Below are 17,065 nucleotides of genomic sequence, written 5' to 3'. Positions count from 1 at the left end.
CCTCTTAAAATGCGACCAATAGTCTATCGATAGCCACCCAGGCCGAGTAAAATAGATCGTCCAACGGCTGGTAAAAATAATGTACCGCCGCGAGTAACAGGGCAACCAGAGCAACCGGGATAAGAAGATACATAAAAATCTTCATCCGGTTCTGCACATTCTCTTTACGTGTGTGAATATACGGTATGGATACGATAGGCGGATGCTTAAGCACCGCTTCCAGCTCAGATGCGCTGTGGATTCTCCGGTCGATCAATTCGATCAGGAAGACGCAAGCGACTCCGACAACAAGCGCGAGAAACCCACCAATACCCAAAATCTTCTTTCTGTCCGGGGAAACCGGCTCTGTCGGTACGACTGGCGGTTCGAGCAGAACAAAACGTTCCGCCTTCTTTTCTTCTTCAAGATTCTGTGAGAGTTGCGCTTGTGCCTGCTTCGATTCGAGAGAGTTCAACTTATCCAGCAAATCTGTATAAGTCCGATCCAGAACGGTCAAGCCGCGTTCAACCTGCGGAATTTCGAGGATGATCCCTTCAAGCTCCTTCATCTTTGTAGTGGCTGCCGAGATTTGACGACGCGTTTCCGCAATTTTATCATCTGTCGCCGCGATGCGAATCTGAAGTTTTTCAACGACAGGATTATACACACTGCTCGCTACTGATTGGTCCTGGGCCGTCGCTGCACGCGCAGCGGCTGCTTCCTGCTCAACTTGCTGTTCCAGGGCCGCGATACGCTTTTTCAGTGCCATAATATCTGGATGTGAATCCGTCAGCCGTGTGGAAGCATCCAACAGGCTGTCTTTCAAGGTAGAGAGGTTTTGCGCTAGCTCAGACTGTTCGCCGCCACTAGCAGTAAGGCCCGACCGGGCAGAAGTAAGTTCAATTTCCAGATAGCGTTTGTCTTCTTGAAGTGCGCGCAAATCACGGCGCAGATCGCGAATTTGATCTTCCGATCTATCCAGCATGCTCTGACGCAGGCCGAGGTGCTCTGGCAGAGCGTCCTTATATTTCTGTTTATAGGCGACAATTTCACTTTCAACCTGGGTCAATTGACGGCGAACTTTATCAGCCTCATCGGTGAGAAAAGCCGTTGCTTCAGTTGCCCGCTCGGTCCGCGTGCGCACATTTTCACTCAGGAACAATGTGACCAGTTCATTGGCTACATCGGTCGCAATCTGCGGATTTTCATGGCTAAACCCGACATAGAAAGCGATCGTCGTCTCCCTCCGCCTGTTTCCGGAAAAAGATGAGGTGATCACATCAATCGCAATGTTATCCTGCATCTTGAAGACAAGCTCGGATACCGTCAGAAATTTTCTGTCATCTCCATAGACGTTGAATTTGTCGATAATTTTCAGCAGATTCTCCCGGGTCATCACCCGTTGTTCAATCATCCGGATACGTTGGTCTGGATCGGTACTAACGGTCGATTCAATAAGATCGGGTGAGATTTGCTGCGTTTCGACAAGAATAGTGCCGTAGGAGCTATAATGCGGCGGCAAAATCAGGATCACCGCGACGGCGCCGGCCAAAACCAGAACGAACGGAATCAGAAAGAACAGAAACCGCCTCTTGGCAGCAGAAACGATCCGCTCAAAATTGATCGGCGAAGCTTCTTCTTCGGGGAGTGTAAAATCTTGGCTCATTCTATTGCTCGGAATTTTTTCAATTCAATCGTTCAAATTAATTTCTGGTCGACGTCTTGTAAGTCGCCCTTATGGTTAAAATTTTACAACCATTCGAGCCGATCAACAAATGCCACATGCCTTTTTAGGCTCAAAGAGTTAAGGAATGGTTGGTAACTGATATAAATTGGCAACATTGCGCTAAATCTTAACGTTTTTCGCAGCAAAAAATATGCCCGGACAAAACTCCCGCCTGAGAAACTATACGGGAAACAACCAACAGTTCATGCCCTCTTTCTCAGCGTCAAAGGGGCAAATGTCAAGGATTGATACGGTCAATAGGCGTTTTTATTAACGAAACCGACAAAGACCGTCATGACCAATATTTGAAGATCAAAGAACAACGACCAGTTCTCGACATAATATGTATCGTAATTCACCCTGGCTTCCATTTTCTCCAGCGTATCCGTCTCCCCGCGATATCCCTTTACCTGCGCCCAGCCGGTAATCCCCGGCTTCACCTTATGGCGGGCGAAATAGCCTTCGATCAGTTCAGAATATTCCTCGTTGTGATCTACGGCATGGGGGCGCGGACCAACAAGCGACATCGTTCCGTTGACGACATTGAAAAGCTGCGGCAACTCATCCAAGCTGGTCCGGCGGATAAATTTTCCAACCCGGGTTATGCGCGGATCATCTTTTGAGGCCTGGACAGTCTTTTTGCCTACCGCGCCATCATGATACATGGAGCGGAATTTATAGATCTCGAATACCTTGTTGTTATAGCCATAGCGTTTTTGCTTAAACAACACCGGCCCCTTGCTCTCCAGCTTGATCGCGATAACAACTGCCAGCAAGAGTGGGGAAAACAGAAGGAGTGCCAATGAACCCAGAATACGATCTTCCAGTGCCTTCACGACAATCTTGAATCCGGAAAGCGGCGAATCCACCACTTCAATCATTGGCAAGCCGCCAAAATGGTTAGGGGATGGCCGATGCGGAAAACGAAAGCCGACAAGATCAGACACCAAATGGACATGAGCCGGAAGTTCACGCAGCCGACGGACAATTTCCATCTGACGCTCATCCGCGTTCCACGGTAGTGCGACAATGATATCGTCAACACGGTTTTCGCGGACGAATTTTATCAGTGCCTCAATATTCCCGAGGAGGGAATGTCCGGCAACCGTAGGGCCGACGCGGCCAATGCGATCGTCGAAGATACCGACAACCTTATTAACCGTTGGCTTTTCATTTTCGAGCTGGCGCAATAGCTGTTCTGTCTGCTTTCCGCCGCCAAGAACAACGACTTTACGTGTGCAAACTCCCCGATTGGCCAGATAATTGATGATAATAAAAGCGATCAGCCGATACGACAGAATGACAACGAAGGAAGTTAAGGCGAAACTATACATCCAGATCCGCGAATATTCCTCAGATACCTTGAGTGAGAAAGCCACCGCCAGCAGCAGCATGAAGGTTGTGAGGCAAACAATGGCAAGGTTCGGCAGGTTGGTAAGCGGCGCAAGCAGTGTCGAAAAGGAGTAGATCCGCGCATAATGTCCAAGGAAGAAAAAGATGATTATCGCCAGGATAACCGCATACAGATAGTATTCATGGGCAAACAAACTGCCGCCAATCACGAAATAATGGCTGAGAAATCCGGCCAAAAATAGCCACAAAAGATCAAGTACGGAGAAAATCGGGGACAAGACGCCCGAAGATAGAGGGTATCCGCCACTATATGCAGAGTCATGCTCGGTAGCAATTTTTTTGCTGTTCAGACCGTTATCCGGAATCTTATTCAACGAAATTTCTCCGACAACAGGCGCCCGTAAATCCTGCTTCAAAACCGATGGTAAAAGTTGGTTGGTAAAGCTAGTCTCGACTGCGCCCGCTGAAAATATTACAAATCATACATCGCTTGGTAGTAATTTACATGGCTTATCGTTAATTTTTCATAAATCAAAGGTCCGCAATATTACCGATGACCACAACGAATATTCATAATCAAAACAGTTATCGAATTGCCTTGTTCCTTTGGGGAGCGGGCCTGCTGACCCTGGTAATTCTCTCCCTTTTGCCGCCCGGCAATGAACCATCCTTTTCAAATCTCGTAAATGACAAGATACGGCACTTCACTGCTTATGCGCTCCTCGCACTGGCTGCTTGCTATGCGGGACGCGGCTGGCGACAACGACTGATACTCAGTACTTGCACCTTTATCGTAAGCGTTCTTGTTGAGTTTCTGCAACCCCTTACAGGCCGTGACTTCGAACTTTTGGACATTGTTGCAAATTTATCCGGTGTCCTTGCCGGTATTGCCTTTGTGGCATTGATTTTTCGCTATCGCCGCCGCTGCGTAAACCTCTAACTTTGCCTCAGGCTGCGGTCCCATAGCATGAAATGTACTCCATATTGATCTTCGCGCAGTTCAAGATGTGCCGCGTCGAGATTCCAGCGCCATGTACCAGTTGTCTTCACCTTGCGGCCCGGGCCGTATTTTTCATTAAGTGCTTTTGGAATACCAAGCTGCTGATAAGTCGCACCAGGGAGGGAAGCATCGATTTTCCACACACGGTGTCCGGCTTCCGGCGGTGTATAGCTAACACGGTAACGAATACGGTCTCCATTGCTGCCATGAGACGCAACGCACACCAGCACGAGAACCGGTCCTGTCGGACCGTCATAGCGGCTTTCTGCTGCGCATTCCGCGTGTTCAATGCCGCCCTTAATATCCTTATCGCCAAGTTGGAAGCCGGTATCCTGAAGCAGCGCCTCATGAAGCGACGGAATGGGCGGCGGCGGTATGACACAGCTGGTAATCAACAACATCGCCGCCATAACAACGGCAAAACCCCGTATCCCGCGCGCGCAGATGCGGCGCTCCGCATCCTTCATATCCCCCTCAAGCATTTTTTCCTTCACGCAGCGTCCAGCGCGCGTTCCTTCGTTGCAATGACTTCCGCCAGAATATCCTGCGGATCCTCAAGCCGGCGAATGCGCGTAAACAGCACCCCGGCCTCCCCATAGCTGCGCGCCAGCAGCTTTATCCATTGTTTTAGCCGTCCCGCCTGCCGCGGTGGATTGGCCATCCCCTCGATAAGATCGTGATATTCAGCAAGTATGCCCAGGATTTGTGACCAGTTAAAGGCATTCCCCATAACAGAAGAACTGCACGAAGCCGCAATCTCACGTCCAAGGCTCGGGCGGGCAATCACACCGCGACCGATCATCACATCAGCGCAGCCGCTTGCCTCCCGGCAGAGAGCATAGTCCTCCGGCGTCCAAACTTCCCCATTGGCGACAACAGGAATATCAAGCCGCTCTGCAATCGGGCGCAGATATTCCCAATGAGCGGGCGGGCGGTATCCTTCCATCTTCGTGCGCGCATGAATAGTTAGCTTGCAAGCACCGGCCTCCGCGATGGCAACAGCATTCTCCATAGCGAGGGTTTTTTCAGAAAAGCCAAGGCGCATCTTGGCGCTGACCGGTATGTTTTCCGGCACTGCGCGGCGCACGGCAGAGACAATCTCATGAAGCCGTTCCGGCCATTGCAGAAGCGTCGCCCCGGCATCATGGCGGTTCACGGTTTTGGCGGGACAGCCAAAATTGATATCAACTCCCGGTGCGCCAAGCTCGGCTGCAAAGGCCGCGTTCTCCGCCATGACATGAGCTTCCCCGCCCATTATCTGTACATGAACCGGAACCCCCGCCACGGTTTTACCGCCCTGCTTCAACTCTGGGCAGAGCGTATAAAAGACGGAAGCGGGATAAAGATGCTGGCTCACGCGCACAAATTCCGACACGCACAGATCGAACCCGCCGATCCGCGTTAGTATATCGCGCATATAGACATCAACGACCCCTTCCATCGGGGCCAGCGTTACCGTAGCCAAAGTCCGTTATCCTCTATTTTCCTCGTCATATTTTAATGGTAAAATAACAACGAAGACAAAGATATAAATTAAGGAACTGTCATAGGGGCCGTTCATCGCAAAAGGAAGAGTTATATGAGTGAATTACTGATGGGCGCGGGTTCGTCGCATGGGAACATAACAGAGCTTCAGGAATTCACCGACGAAAATGCAGCTTTTGAGCGGATCACCGCGCTATATGAAGAAAACATCACTAAGGTGAAAACCCGCTTCAGCGCGTTTGAGGCCGGGGATAAATCCAGTCCCGCAGACCCCGCCTATTATCCCTATCTCGGCCTGAGTGTTGAATCCTCCGATATCAATCGCAGCGGCAAACGCTCATATGGCAAGATTGACGCGGCGGGTACCTTTGGCACAACGATAACACAGCCAGAGCTTTTCGAAAGTTATTACAAGGAGCAGATCCGGCTCATCCTGAAAAATCATCAGCGACCGGTCTACGTCGGCCTCAGTGACCGGCCTATGCCGCTTCCTTTTGTGATCGAGGCGGCGTCGTCTAATGTCTCGGCCAATGACATGCCTGCGCTGCAGTCGATTTTCACTATGCCTGACCTCGCCAATATTAATGACAGTATCGCCAACGGAACCTATGTCCCCTTGGACGGGCAGCCCCGCCCCCTCGCACTATTCACAGCAGAGCGAGTGGATTATTCGCTTGCGCGGCTTGCCCATTATACCGGTACGATACCGGAGCATTTTCAACGATTTGTGCTGTTCACCAACTACCAGCGTTATGTCGATGAGTTCGTCGAATATGGCAAGAAACAGATCCTTGAAGGGGAGGAATACCGTGCCTTTGTGGAGCCGGGTAATGTCGTGACGCCAAACCCAAATCTGACGGATGCCTCTCCGACAGGCACCGCGCCAAACCATCTGCCGCAGATGCCCGCCTATCATCTGCTGGGGGAGAAGCATATGGGGATCACGCTGGTCAATATCGGTGTCGGGCCGTCCAATGCAAAAACGATTACCGATCATATTGCAGTGCTTCGACCACATTGCTGGCTAATGGTAGGGCATTGCGGTGGCCTGCGCCATACGCAGCGGCTTGGCGATTTCGTGCTCGCCCATGCCTATGTGCGCGAAGATCACGTGCTGGATGAGGATATACACCCCTCCGTTCCGCTGCCCGCCATCGCCGAGATTCAGGTCGCGCTAACCGAAGCGGTCGCACGCGCCGCTGATGTTACTACCGGTGCCGCGGATATCAAAGAGCATTTCAGGACTGGGACCGTCTACACCACCGACGACCGGGATTGGGAGCTGCGGCACAAGGAACTTGCCATCCGCTTCAATCAGACACGTGCCATCGCGGTAGACATGGAAAGCGCAACAATCGCCGCCAACGGTTTCCGCTTCCGTGTGCCCTACGGGACGCTCCTCTGCGTGTCGGACAAGCCGATCCATGGAGAGATCAAGCTGCCAGGCATGGCCAACAAATTCTACGAAGGGCGCACATCGAAGCATCTGCATATCGGCATCGATACCCTGCAACAGCTTCGACGGCAGGGCGTGGAAAGTCTCCATTCACGCAAACTGCGCAGCTTTGATGAACCCGCTTTCCGTTAGGGACTAACGGTTAGCGGTCAGGTGCGGGATGAGAAGCCCGGCCAAATGTTTACAGAGCGCGGGCGACAGGTCATGCCCCATGCCATCGACCAGCTCCAGCTTCGCACCCGGGATCAACCGCGCCGTATCTTCCCCGGCAGCGTAAGGGATGAGCGGATCGTCTTTTCCATGAATAACCAAGGTTGGCGCCGTGACGCCAGGGAGTTCCGACACCCGCGGGTTAGAGGCCAAGACCGCCGCATATTGCCGCAAATACCCGGCAGGAGCATAGCTGCGTGTGACACAGGCGCGGATATGCCTCTTTAACTCTTCTCGATCCCAACGATAACCCGGACTGCCAATCACATCATTGACCTCAAGCCCGAACGCCACCACATCCTCCACACTCTGGCTTGCCGGGGCAGACATCAGAACGGAGGTCGCCGCCGGTGTGGACGGTGGCAGGTGGCGGTTTCCGCTCGATGACATGATGGAGGTGAGAGAGCGAAGTCTTTCAGGGTAAAAAATTGCCATCAACTGCGCGATCATACCCCCCATCGACATGCCAACAATATGTGCATTGTCAATCCCGAGGCCGTCCATCATTCCGGCAAGATCGGCCGCCATATCGCTCAGATGATAAGGAACCGTGGGCGCGTTCCCTGCCTGGAGCTGCTGCATGATACCCGCCATATCGGGCAGGCCCTTTTCATCAAGTTTCTGGGAGAGGCCTATATCCCGGTTATCAAAACGGATGACCTGGAAGTTTTCTGCAGCAATCGCCTTGCAAAAGGCGTTCGGCCAGTCAATCAGCTGAAACCCAAGCCCGGCAATCAAAATTACCGTCGGATCGGATGGCACCCCAAAGGTTTCATATTCTAGAGAGAGATTATTACTGATCAGCTTGGCCATCCGGCTTTCCTTCTATTTCAAGAAAAAAGCGGGCCCGAAAGCCCGCCTTTTTTAGTTCTGATTTTTCCAATCAGCCTGCTGACTTGATCCAGTCTTCAATGGCGCTTTTTGGAGAGGCGCCGACTTTCGTCGCGGCGATCTGGCCGTCCTTGAACAGCATCAGAGTCGGAATACCGCGCACACCATATTTTGTCGGTGTATTCGGGTTTTCATCGATATTGACTTTGGCAATCTTCAAATCGCCGCCCATTTCCTGGGAGATTTCGTCAAGGGCCGGGGCAATCTGTTTACAAGGACCGCACCATTCGGCCCAGAAATCGACCAACACCAGGCCGGAACTATCTAGGACATCTTCTTTAAAAGAAGCGTCGGTGACTTTCGTAGTGGTCATAGTATCCTCATTTCAGGCAAAAAATTAAAAGCTCTCCGGCACCCCGGCGGAAACTTCTTGTCTCTATAATTACGTATCGCCTATTGCAACGTCAAGTAACCTTGATCACAAAAGCGCATCCGGCAGTTCCATGAGGTGCGGTCCCTCCGTCCAGAGAAGCGCACATTTCACCGCTTTTCCGGGATACATCCCGCTAAGTGCGCGGCGATAGAGGGACATCTGCCTTATATATAAGGCAGGAACCGCGCTGATTTCCTGAGGTGACGGGCGATTTGTCTTGTAATCGATGACAAGAATTTCCTCATCGCCGATCAACAGCCGGTCAATCTGCCCAGAGAGAACCCGCCCCTCGATTACGCCGCTGATGGGGACTTCCGCCTGACTACCCGGTCCAAATATTGCGGAAAAATCAGGATCATTGATCACAGCGAGGGTTTCTTGCAGGATTTCCGCCTGACGATCCTCATCCAATCCGTGGATCGGGCGTGAAAGCCAGGCTTTCGCCGCCCGCTCCCGCGCGGCCAGATCAATTGACGGCAAAGTTTCCAGTAGCCTATGCACAAGAAGACCCCGATGGAACCGCCGACCGTCATCCAGCCCGAGCGGGGAAGACGCCATCGTCTCATCCTCATCGCGCGACGGTACGAGCGGTCGGGGTGGGCTTGGTTCGTCTGGCGCAGGTCGCGAAATCCATTCTGGGAGTGGCGCCAGTGGAATCGGTACCACCTCAGTCGTTTCCGCTCTTTCCGTTACTGTCCCGCTCGACCAGCGGCGCGCCACCTCGCCCCAAGGCAGTTTTACTTCTTCAACCCCTTCGCCGAAAGCCGGATCGATCAACTCATACCAGCAATCGGCGGGTCTTTTTTCTTACCTTCCCAACCGCAGATATAGAGACGATCCTCGGCCCGGGTGAGCGCAACATAGAGGAGCCGCTTTTTCTCTTCGAGCTGCCGCTCTTTCGAAAGTTCCCGCATGCGCGCGGTCAACGCATCGTCATTGTCCGTCTTCACCGGCCAAAGCGGAAAAGGCGCCTCCTCCTCCGTCCAGAAGATTGCGGGCTGTGCGCGTGTGCCTTGGCAAGTATCGGGTAGAAAGACAATCGGTGCCTGCAATCCCTTTGATCCATGCACAGTCAGCACACGCACCTCATTGCGGCCCTGCTCCATATCGCGTTTAACCTCTGACGCGCCCGCGTCGATCCAATGCAGAAAGCTCTGTAGGGAACTCGCCTCCGTCCGTTGGAAATTAAGCGCGAGGGAGAGAAACTCCTCAATCGGGTCTGCTGCCTCCTGACCGAGACGGCCAAGCAGTTTCTTTCGTCCGCCAAGGCGGCCGAGAATATCGGCGAAGAATTCATAAACGGGCACAAAATCCGCGCGTGCCAGCAACTCACTGAGGAATGTCCGTGCCTGATCAAACAAGGGCAAGCCCGTTTTGTTATCGCGAAGAGCGCGCCACAGACTGCCTTTGCGGCCATAGGCAAGCTCGAAAAGCTGGTTGTCATCACAACCCACGAAGGGGCTTTTCAGGATCACAGCGAGATTGAGGTCATCTTCGGGAAGCAGCACAAAACGCGCGAGCGCCAGCAGGTCCATCACCGCAAGCTGTTCTGTCAGCACCATCCGGTCAGTACCCGCAACAGGAATTTCCGCCGTTTTAAGCGCCCGCACCACATGTCCAAAGAAGACATTCCGGCTCTGAACGAGGATCATTATATCCTTAGGCGCGATTGCGCGTCCGGTCGCGCTCAATATTTCTCCGGTGTCGAGCCAGGCTTTAATCTGCAAAGCAATATTCTTGGCAAGTTCCGCCGCAGGATTCTGGTCGAGGTTCTGCGCCATCGGCATTTCCCAGGGATCGGCCGCATCGATTTCCGGTGGCTTTACTGTTGGCCAGATTTCCACAAGCCCCGCCGCGCCTGCACGGCGAACCAGATGCTTGACCATATCGCCCGACGCGGTCAGTCCTTTGCGTGCTTCTTCCGCCTCAAATACCCGATCCACTAGATCGAGAACACTCTCCGTTGAGCGGAAGGAAAGATCGAGCGGGACATTCCGCCAGTCTTTCTTCGCCGCGCGAGCACGTTCTTCGAACTGGCGGCGCATCACATCAAATGTAGCGGGGTCCGCCCCCTGAAACGAATAAATCGACTGTTTTTCATCGCCCACAACGAAGAGCGTTCGTTCGGTGGGGACCGCGCCATCGCCGGAGAAAAACTCCTCCGCCAGCGCGGCGATGACCTGCCATTGCGCCGCACTCGTATCCTGCGCCTCATCGACGAGGATATGCTCTATGCCGCCGTCCAGCTTATACATAACCCAGGGCGCGACGCCGTCACCGGTCAGTAAATCGCGGGTTTTTAAAATGAGGTCATCATAATCGAGCCGCCCACGATGGGTTTTTTCCGCTTCATATCGGTCAATCAGCGCGAGGCCCAGCCGGATCAGGGCAGATGTTGAGGTCAGAACCCGCGCCTTCCGGACCGTCTCCAGCACCTTTTGAAGCCGCTCTGCCTCTTCGAGCATGACATCAAGGATTTCGGGCATGGCGTCAACGACAGCTTTGGTCGCAAGCTTAGAAAAGATTTTCCCATCATTCGTAAAAAATGCAGAGACGTATTCGTCAAAAAGCGCAGTACGTCGATCAGGCTGGAGGAGCCATGGCGCCATCTTTTCTGCTTTCTTAACATCTGAAACAGTGCCCATCAGCAGGCGGTCCACCGCGCGTCGAAGCGCAGGACCGTCAAAGGTTGTCTCCCGGCAAGCGCGGGCGATGATATGCTCTTCCGTCAACTCCGGATCGATACCGATCCTGCCCGCCAGCGCCCTGATCACCCCGTTGGGCCCGCCATACTCCGCGCGCAGGCGCAGTAGTTGACTGCGCTTACCCCCGAGATCTTTTAGAAGCTTGGAAAACCCCTCTTCATTGACCTTTTCACTCAACAGCCGCAAAGCCGCACCGAGAGCGGCATTTTCTGGTTGCTGGCATTCGAGCAATGTCTCATCGCGGGCAATCTGCATGATTTCCCCGGCGCTTCGCTCATCCATCACTTCGAAATTGGGTGACAACCGCGCCTCCAGCGGAAACCGACCAAGGACGGATTCGCAGAAAGAATGGATGGTCTGTATTTTCAAACCGCCCGGCGCATCCAACACGCTTGCAAACAGTCGCCGTGCCCAGATTGCCTCGCCGTCTGTTGCAGGCCGGCCCATTAGATCATAGAGGCTTTCGGCAAGGCGGGCATCGTCCATCACCGACCAACTGCCGAGCGTGGCATTCAGCCGGTTTGCCATTTCCGCCGCCGCTGCCTTGGTGAAGGTAATACAGAGTATTTTTTCGGGGGCGTACCCGCCAGCATCAGCCGCAAGCTCCGCTCCACCAACACCCGTGTCTTGCCCGACCCGGCGGATGCAGAAACCCAAACCGACTTATCCGGATCGGCCGCCTGTTTCTGCCGCGCTATGCCACTGTCAACAAGGTCAGTTAAGCTCATTCCGCATCCTCCCCGCTCGACCATTCCTTGACCCGGGCGAGATGCTCATAGTCATTGAAGCGATAAGGCAGGTCCGGGCGCGGACAACTTAAATATGGCGTCGCCTGCCGGTCGAACTGCGCGATAAGGCGCAGCAGCCCTTCATAAGCCTCTTCCGCCAGCGTTTCCGGCGGTGGCGTTTTCTTGCCCCCCGCGGTACGGAATTCACCCGCCGGATCACCACCGCTTAACCGGACATAGGCAAGCTCCTCGACCGGAGCGGGGGTAATCTTTGTGAAACCACCCCTGGCCAGCATCGCCGCCTCCAGCGCGAGCTGCGGCGCAACGCCGGTCTCCACTTCGGTGATCGAAGGCGGCGCACCCGTTTTATAGTCAAGAATGGAGAGCGTGCCCTCTGCCTCCAATATATCAATCCGGTCAGCGGTCCCGCTCAAAACGAATTTCGCATGGGGCGCGGGGATATCTATCTGCCCCTTAACCTCTGTTTCCAACGTTCGAAACTTCTTGCGTCGTGCCGTCTCGAAATCAACAAACCAGTCGGCAACCCGCTCGAACCGTGGCCACCAGAACGCCCAGACGGCTGGATAGGACAGCACATCACCGAAAGCCGCCCGACCAAAATCCAGAAGCTTTTCACGGGCATCAGGGGGAAGCTGCACCGGGTAATAGTTGATAAACTCCTCCAGCGCGGCATGAATAAACGTGCCCTTATCGGCCGCTGACGGATCAGTTGAAATGTCATCGAGTGGAGAAAGCTTCAGGATCTGTTCAGCGAAGATGGAGTAAGGGTCCTTGATCCATTTCTCGATCCGTGTCACCGAGAGACGGCGCGGACGCGCATCAACCGGCGGTGTGGGACGGGGCGCGAGAACCGGTTGTACTTCCATAGGTTGGTCGAGCTGTTGTTGCCAATCAAAAACTGATCGTGCGCCGTCTGTATCCAGCGTCAGATCAAACTTCTTCAGAAAAGTTTCCAGCCGAAGCAGCCAGCGGGAGGGAACTGTCGGCGTGCCATCGATTTTCGCCGCGCGCGTCATTACCACTTCGGCGGCACCAAAGGCCTGCTGAAAGTCATGAGCAGAAAGTCCAATCTTCTGTTCCGGCAGGGGGAGGCCGAATTTTTCCCGCATCGGCCGACTCATCCAGGGATCATTTCCGGCGTCAGGGGGCCAGCTTCCCTCATTCAGCCCGCCCAGAATTACCAGATCGGCGCGCCCAAGCCGCCCTTCTATCGGACCCCAAATCTGCAGGCGCGGGTGCAGGCCATATTGCGGGCGGACCATGCGCCCGCGCATCAAGTTGTCGAGAAGCTCGGGCCAACTTGTCGGATCAAACGCATCGATCACATCAGCGGCACGCATGAGTTCCGACAGAAAAGACGCCGCGGCATCCCCGAAATTACCGCGCCAGAGCGCTGAGCTTTCCGTCTCCGCCGGGGTTGAGAGATTTTCCGCGAATTTAATAAAGAACTTCAGGAACTCTGCAAAATCAACTTCGCCATATCTGATCATTTCCTCAAGCGGAGCAGCAAGATTTGTCAGATCCTGAAACCAGTGTTTGACACTTTCCTCTGCCTCGCTCATGGAAAGCGCTCTTGCGATACCCTCAAAACCGGAGGCCGGACGCGGTCCGCGCAACGTAGCCAGTTCCAATGCGCGGACATGGCGGCGAAATATTTCCGGCGCGATGCCCCCGGACGCGAGCGGATGCTTGAGCGCAGCGAGCAACGCGACCGGTTCCGCCTCGCTTTCGATCAGTCGGGCAAGCAGGCGCAGAAAGACGCCGGGCGGCGATTGATCGAGGCTGATACCCGCGCTGTCGTCCACATCAATGTTCCAGCGGCGCAATTCCGCCCCCACCCGTCGGGAAAGATCGCGATCCGGGGTGATTAAGACGGCCGTTTTGCCATCCGTTTCCAGCGCTTCGCGCATCAGAAGGGCAATGGATTGTGCCTCTCCTTGAGCGTCCAGACAGTCGAGCTGCCGGATACCATCAAGAGCGGTCTCTTCGGGAGTCGCTGCCTGCTGCCATTGATCACTGGTCGCGGCGGGTCGCAGCGCTTCTGCGAGCAATGCCGAGCGCGCCGAGGGGGAGGAGAGGAATTCCGCATCGATGAGATCTTCAACCTCCTCCCGCGAGATACCAAACTTATCCAAAAGCAGGGAGAGGCCGTGCTGCGGATGGGTCGGATCACGGCGCAAAACCTGCCAACTTTCCGCATCCAGATGGCGATCCAGCCCGGGCAGGATAACAGTTCCATTTGGCAGCTCGGCCACGGTTTTGAGCAAAAGCGCCGTCGCCGGTATGGAACCGGTGGAGCCCACTGCATAAACCGGCGCTGTAGGCGGGTTTTCCTGCCAATGTTCAACCTGCGCCCGGAGCAGCAAGTCCCGCCGCAGTGCCGGATCGATTGCGCCTTCCGCGGCAAGGATCGCGGGCCAGTTCAGGCTGAGGATTTCAAGGAATTCAAGCGTGACCTGCCAATGGGTGGCATATTCAGCCGGGACCAGTTTCTTAAGATCCGCAAGATCCAACCCTTCCGTTTGTACCTGATCAAGAAAACGGGCGAGCGCTGAGGCAAGGCCCGCCGCCTCCGCGATCCCGCCTGCATGATCGCCACGCGCTTGGATCAGACGACTCAAGAGCAGCTGACGCCGTAAAGGGTCAATCGCAGGAGGCAGGGACAGCAGCTTTTCACCTGCCCCGCCGATGCCGATATCGCTTTCAAGCAGCAACTCATCTTCTTCCACGTCACCGATGGGGCGCATGCGCGGAAGCATTAGGGGTTTGCCCGCCGTCTCCCGCAGGAACGCGCTTTGCAATGCGCGCGCCGCGCGCCGCGTGGTCGTCAGAATAGTAATTTCACTAAGGGATTGACCATTGGCGCCGTGACGCCGCAATAATTCTCTCGCCAGAACATCTACAAAGGAATATTCCGGCGGAATATTGAGAACCTGCGGAGATTTCCTAATCTCCGTCATCGTAGCGCTTCGATCTTTTCACCCGCCTCGATAACAGCATCGGGCGTACCCACATGCAACCAGTGGCCTTCATGCAGGAGACCATAAAGCCGTCCGTTCGCAAGTGCCTTGTCATAAAGTAGGTTAAGGGAAAAGGCCCCGTCGGGCGTATCGTCGAAAAGCACCGGGTTCAAAATCTGAACTCCTGTAAAGAGATAGGGCGCGCCTTCCCCTTGCGTGCGGCGGGTCAGCCGACCATCCGAACCCAGATGAAAATCGCCTTTTCCCGCATATCCGACGGCCGTTTCCACCGGATGCAACAACAATAATGCATCCATTTTTTCACTGTCCCACAAATCATGCATTTTAAGCAGCGAGCTCGCGCCCGAATCTAGAACAATAACATCGGAATTTAGAACGAAGAACGGGCTGGCCCCCAGAAGCGGCAATGCTTTTTTGACCCCGCCGCCCGTCTCAAGCAGCACGGCCGTTTCATCGGAGACAGCGATTTCCAAATCGGTAACCGCGCCAACATATTCGGATATCTGTCCGGCCAGATGATGCTTGTTCACCACAACGGAGCGAATGCCGGCGCAGCGCAAAAGGTCAAAGCAATAATCGATCAGTGCCTGCCCTGCGACCTTTACCAGCGGTTTCGGCGTAACATCTGTAATCGGGCGAAGGCGGGTGCCGAGCCCGGCCGCCAGAATCATCACGCGCATATCCGGAAGATTGGGTAAATCCGTCACGATTTCCCCTCGCCGATAGTCAATTGGAGCCAGTTGCGAAGCGCCGCGAGGCCCGGATGCGCTAAATTCCCAGCAAGGTGCTGCTGCATCCGGGGGATCATATCAAGATATCGCGTTTTCCCCTCCACCTTCGCAAGGCGGCAGAAAATGCCCATAATCCGAAGCGCCCGATGCGCGCCCAAAATGGCGTAGGATTCAAGAAATGCCGCCTCCTCCACGCCGGTTTCATCGAGATAGTGATAAATCATCTCCGCGGCCAATGTCTCATCCACATCCCGCCGGGCATCCTGCAAAAGGGAGACAAGGTCATAGGCCGCAGGTCCTTTCAGCGCATCCTGAAAATCAAGAAGCCCCAGAGCTTTGAGCCCCTTCCGGTCTTTTAAATACAACAGGTTTTCTGAGTGAAAATCCCGGAGTAACATCACATTCGGCCCCATGCGCATTCTGGGGAGCATATTTTCCCAAATTTCTCGGTAAAATTCGCGCGGTTCATCGGAGAGCGGTCCGTCAAGTTTTTCAGGCACATAAAAATCAAGAAACATCTCATTCTGCGCCCGCAGGTAATCATCGGAAAACACCGGTAGAAACTCGGGCGGAGGAGTTTTCGCGAGATCAACCAGAAAATCGACGGCAAGACAGTAAAGCGGCTTCTCCGCCTCACCCGCTTCAAAAAGCCGTGCGAACAGATCATCCCCCAGATCCTCCAGAAGCAAAAATCCCTCAGCGGTATCCTCCGCCTGAATTTCAGGCGCGCTGTATCCGCGCCCGATCAGCGTTTTAGAAATTTCGGTGAAGCGGGTAACGTCCTCGGGCGGCGGTGCATCCATCAAGATCAGAGACTTTTCGCCCACCTCAATCCGTTCATAACGGCGGGAAGACGCATCCCCGGCAAGCGGATGACGCGGCGCGTCCTCAACGCCATTGCGTTTCAAAAAGGCGTAAAGCGCCGTCTCACGCATTATGCGCCTCCGCCAGTTTTGTGAGGCGACGGCGCCAGTCATCCCCGCCATAAAAGCCAAAAATCCGCGCTTCTTCGTCGGCTCCTTCCTCAGCTTTTATCTCGATCAGCAGATGATCTTCAGGCAGATACTTGCCGAGCCGGTCTGGCCATTCGATTAGGGAAACGCCTGTATCAAATGCCTCGTCAATATCCAGCTCAAATGCCTCTTCCGGGCTTTCAAGGCGATAAAGGTCATAGTGATAGAGACAGAAATCATCGAAATCATAGGTCAGTAGAAGATTATATGTCGGACTCGGTACGTCGATGTCTTCCTCCGCAAGATGCCGCACCAACGCCCGGGCAAAAGCTGTCTTTCCTGAACCCAGCGTACCGCCAAGGGCAATAATATCGCCGGGCTTCAACAGACTGGCGATCTCGCCCGCGAGGGTTGCCGTTCCGGCGAGAGAATTAACGCGCCTATCGAAAAGGAATGATTGTGTCATGGCGCCC

13 protein-coding genes and 1 pseudogene are annotated in these 17,065 nt (G+C 54.3%); 2 read left to right on the top strand and 12 right to left on the bottom strand.

Going from position 1 to position 17,065, the window contains the following annotated elements:
* Positions 1-4 precede the first annotated feature (4 nt).
* Entirely contained in the window at positions 5-1,645 is a 1,641-nt protein-coding gene (locus AC0L73_RS10175) for a GumC family protein (protein WP_473653677.1), read from the bottom strand.
* Positions 1,646-1,959: 314 nt separating this feature from the next.
* A complete protein-coding gene (locus tag AC0L73_RS10170) occupies positions 1,960-3,432 on the bottom strand; it encodes an undecaprenyl-phosphate glucose phosphotransferase (RefSeq protein ID WP_227948334.1) in 1,473 nt (490 codons plus the stop codon).
* A gap of 179 nt (positions 3,433-3,611) precedes the next feature.
* On the opposite strand from AC0L73_RS10170, the gene AC0L73_RS10165 reads away from it, so the two are divergent.
* On the top strand, positions 3,612-3,998 hold the full coding sequence (locus AC0L73_RS10165; RefSeq protein ID WP_227948335.1) for a VanZ family protein: 387 nt from the start codon (positions 3,612-3,614) through the stop codon (positions 3,996-3,998).
* Here AC0L73_RS10165 and AC0L73_RS10160 read toward each other — a convergent pair.
* Positions 3,995-4,540 carry a hypothetical protein gene (locus AC0L73_RS10160; protein ID WP_473653676.1) on the bottom strand — a complete coding sequence of 182 codons (546 nt, stop codon included), beginning with the start codon at positions 4,538-4,540 and terminating at the stop codon, positions 3,995-3,997. The genes AC0L73_RS10165 and AC0L73_RS10160 overlap by 4 nt on opposite strands.
* 8 nt (positions 4,541-4,548) lie before the next feature.
* The gene (locus AC0L73_RS10155) at positions 4,549-5,499 is read right to left on the bottom strand and encodes a tRNA dihydrouridine synthase (protein ID WP_473655441.1); all 951 of its coding nucleotides are present in this window, start codon (positions 5,497-5,499) and stop codon (positions 4,549-4,551) included.
* A 138-nt stretch (positions 5,500-5,637) separates the two neighbouring features.
* On the opposite strand from AC0L73_RS10155, the gene AC0L73_RS10150 reads away from it, so the two are divergent.
* A complete protein-coding gene (locus tag AC0L73_RS10150) occupies positions 5,638-7,131 on the top strand; it encodes an AMP nucleosidase (protein WP_227948338.1) in 1,494 nt (497 codons plus the stop codon).
* A 3-nt stretch (positions 7,132-7,134) separates the two neighbouring features.
* Here the strand turns inward: AC0L73_RS10150 and AC0L73_RS10145 are convergent, their stop codons facing one another.
* From AC0L73_RS10145 to tsaE, 8 genes and pseudogenes are all read right to left on the bottom strand, one after another.
* Entirely contained in the window at positions 7,135-8,022 is an 888-nt protein-coding gene (locus AC0L73_RS10145; RefSeq protein WP_227948339.1) for an alpha/beta fold hydrolase, read from the bottom strand.
* Between the two features lie 70 nt (positions 8,023-8,092).
* Positions 8,093-8,413 (bottom strand): thioredoxin TrxA, encoded by a 321-nt coding sequence (trxA, locus tag AC0L73_RS10140; protein WP_227948340.1) that lies wholly within the window; start codon positions 8,411-8,413, stop codon positions 8,093-8,095.
* A 105-nt stretch (positions 8,414-8,518) separates the two neighbouring features.
* The gene (locus AC0L73_RS10135) at positions 8,519-9,250 is read right to left on the bottom strand and encodes a PD-(D/E)XK nuclease family protein (protein ID WP_473653675.1); all 732 of its coding nucleotides are present in this window, start codon (positions 9,248-9,250) and stop codon (positions 8,519-8,521) included.
* Positions 9,247-11,906: pseudogene (gene addA / locus AC0L73_RS10130) on the bottom strand (double-strand break repair helicase AddA). Before addA ends, AC0L73_RS10135 begins: the two are co-directional and overlap by 4 nt.
* Positions 11,903-14,887 carry a double-strand break repair protein AddB gene (gene addB / locus AC0L73_RS10125; protein WP_227948342.1) on the bottom strand — a complete coding sequence of 995 codons (2,985 nt, stop codon included), beginning with the start codon at positions 14,885-14,887 and terminating at the stop codon, positions 11,903-11,905. The pseudogene addA and the gene addB overlap by 4 nt, the downstream one beginning before the upstream one ends.
* Positions 14,884-15,615, bottom strand: a complete 732-nt coding sequence (locus AC0L73_RS10120) for a nucleotidyltransferase family protein (RefSeq protein WP_473653674.1) — start codon at positions 15,613-15,615, stop codon at positions 14,884-14,886. The genes addB and AC0L73_RS10120 overlap by 4 nt, the downstream gene beginning before the upstream one ends.
* Complete coding sequence (locus AC0L73_RS10115) at positions 15,612-16,574, bottom strand: aminoglycoside phosphotransferase family protein (protein WP_227948344.1); 963 nt, start codon at positions 16,572-16,574, stop codon at positions 15,612-15,614. The genes AC0L73_RS10120 and AC0L73_RS10115 overlap by 4 nt, the downstream gene beginning before the upstream one ends.
* Positions 16,567-17,058, bottom strand: a complete 492-nt coding sequence (gene tsaE / locus AC0L73_RS10110) for a tRNA (adenosine(37)-N6)-threonylcarbamoyltransferase complex ATPase subunit type 1 TsaE (protein WP_227948345.1) — start codon at positions 17,056-17,058, stop codon at positions 16,567-16,569. Before tsaE ends, AC0L73_RS10115 begins: the two co-directional genes overlap by 8 nt.
* Positions 17,059-17,065: the final 7 nt, after the last annotated feature.

The sequence above is a fragment of the Sneathiella sp. D3-11 genome, from assembly GCF_055809395.1.
The sequence above is the reverse complement of the archived record's forward strand: the minus strand, read 5'-3'. Positions and strand labels throughout refer to the sequence as shown.

Bases quoted from the DNA above. Each gene is read 5' to 3' on its own strand.
- AC0L73_RS10175 (WP_473653677.1), bottom strand. From the start codon at position 1,645: ATGAGCCAAGATTTTACACTCCCCGAAGAAGAAGCTTCGCCGATCAAT.
- AC0L73_RS10165 (WP_227948335.1), top strand. From the start codon at position 3,612: ATGACCACAACGAATATTCATAATCAAAACAGTTATCGAATTGCCTTG.
- AC0L73_RS10160 (WP_473653676.1), bottom strand. From the start codon at position 4,540: ATGCTTGAGGGGGATATGAAGGATGCGGAGCGCCGCATCTGCGCGCGC.
- AC0L73_RS10155 (WP_473655441.1), bottom strand. From the start codon at position 5,499: ATGGAAGGGGTCGTTGATGTCTATATGCGCGATATACTAACGCGGATC.
- AC0L73_RS10150 (WP_227948338.1), top strand. From the start codon at position 5,638: ATGAGTGAATTACTGATGGGCGCGGGTTCGTCGCATGGGAACATAACA.
- AC0L73_RS10145 (WP_227948339.1), bottom strand. From the start codon at position 8,022: ATGGCCAAGCTGATCAGTAATAATCTCTCTCTAGAATATGAAACCTTT.
- trxA (WP_227948340.1), bottom strand. From the start codon at position 8,413: ATGACCACTACGAAAGTCACCGACGCTTCTTTTAAAGAAGATGTCCTA.
- addB (WP_227948342.1), bottom strand. From the start codon at position 14,887: ATGACGGAGATTAGGAAATCTCCGCAGGTTCTCAATATTCCGCCGGAA.
- AC0L73_RS10115 (WP_227948344.1), bottom strand. From the start codon at position 16,574: ATGCGTGAGACGGCGCTTTACGCCTTTTTGAAACGCAATGGCGTTGAG.
- tsaE (WP_227948345.1), bottom strand. From the start codon at position 17,058: ATGACACAATCATTCCTTTTCGATAGGCGCGTTAATTCTCTCGCCGGA.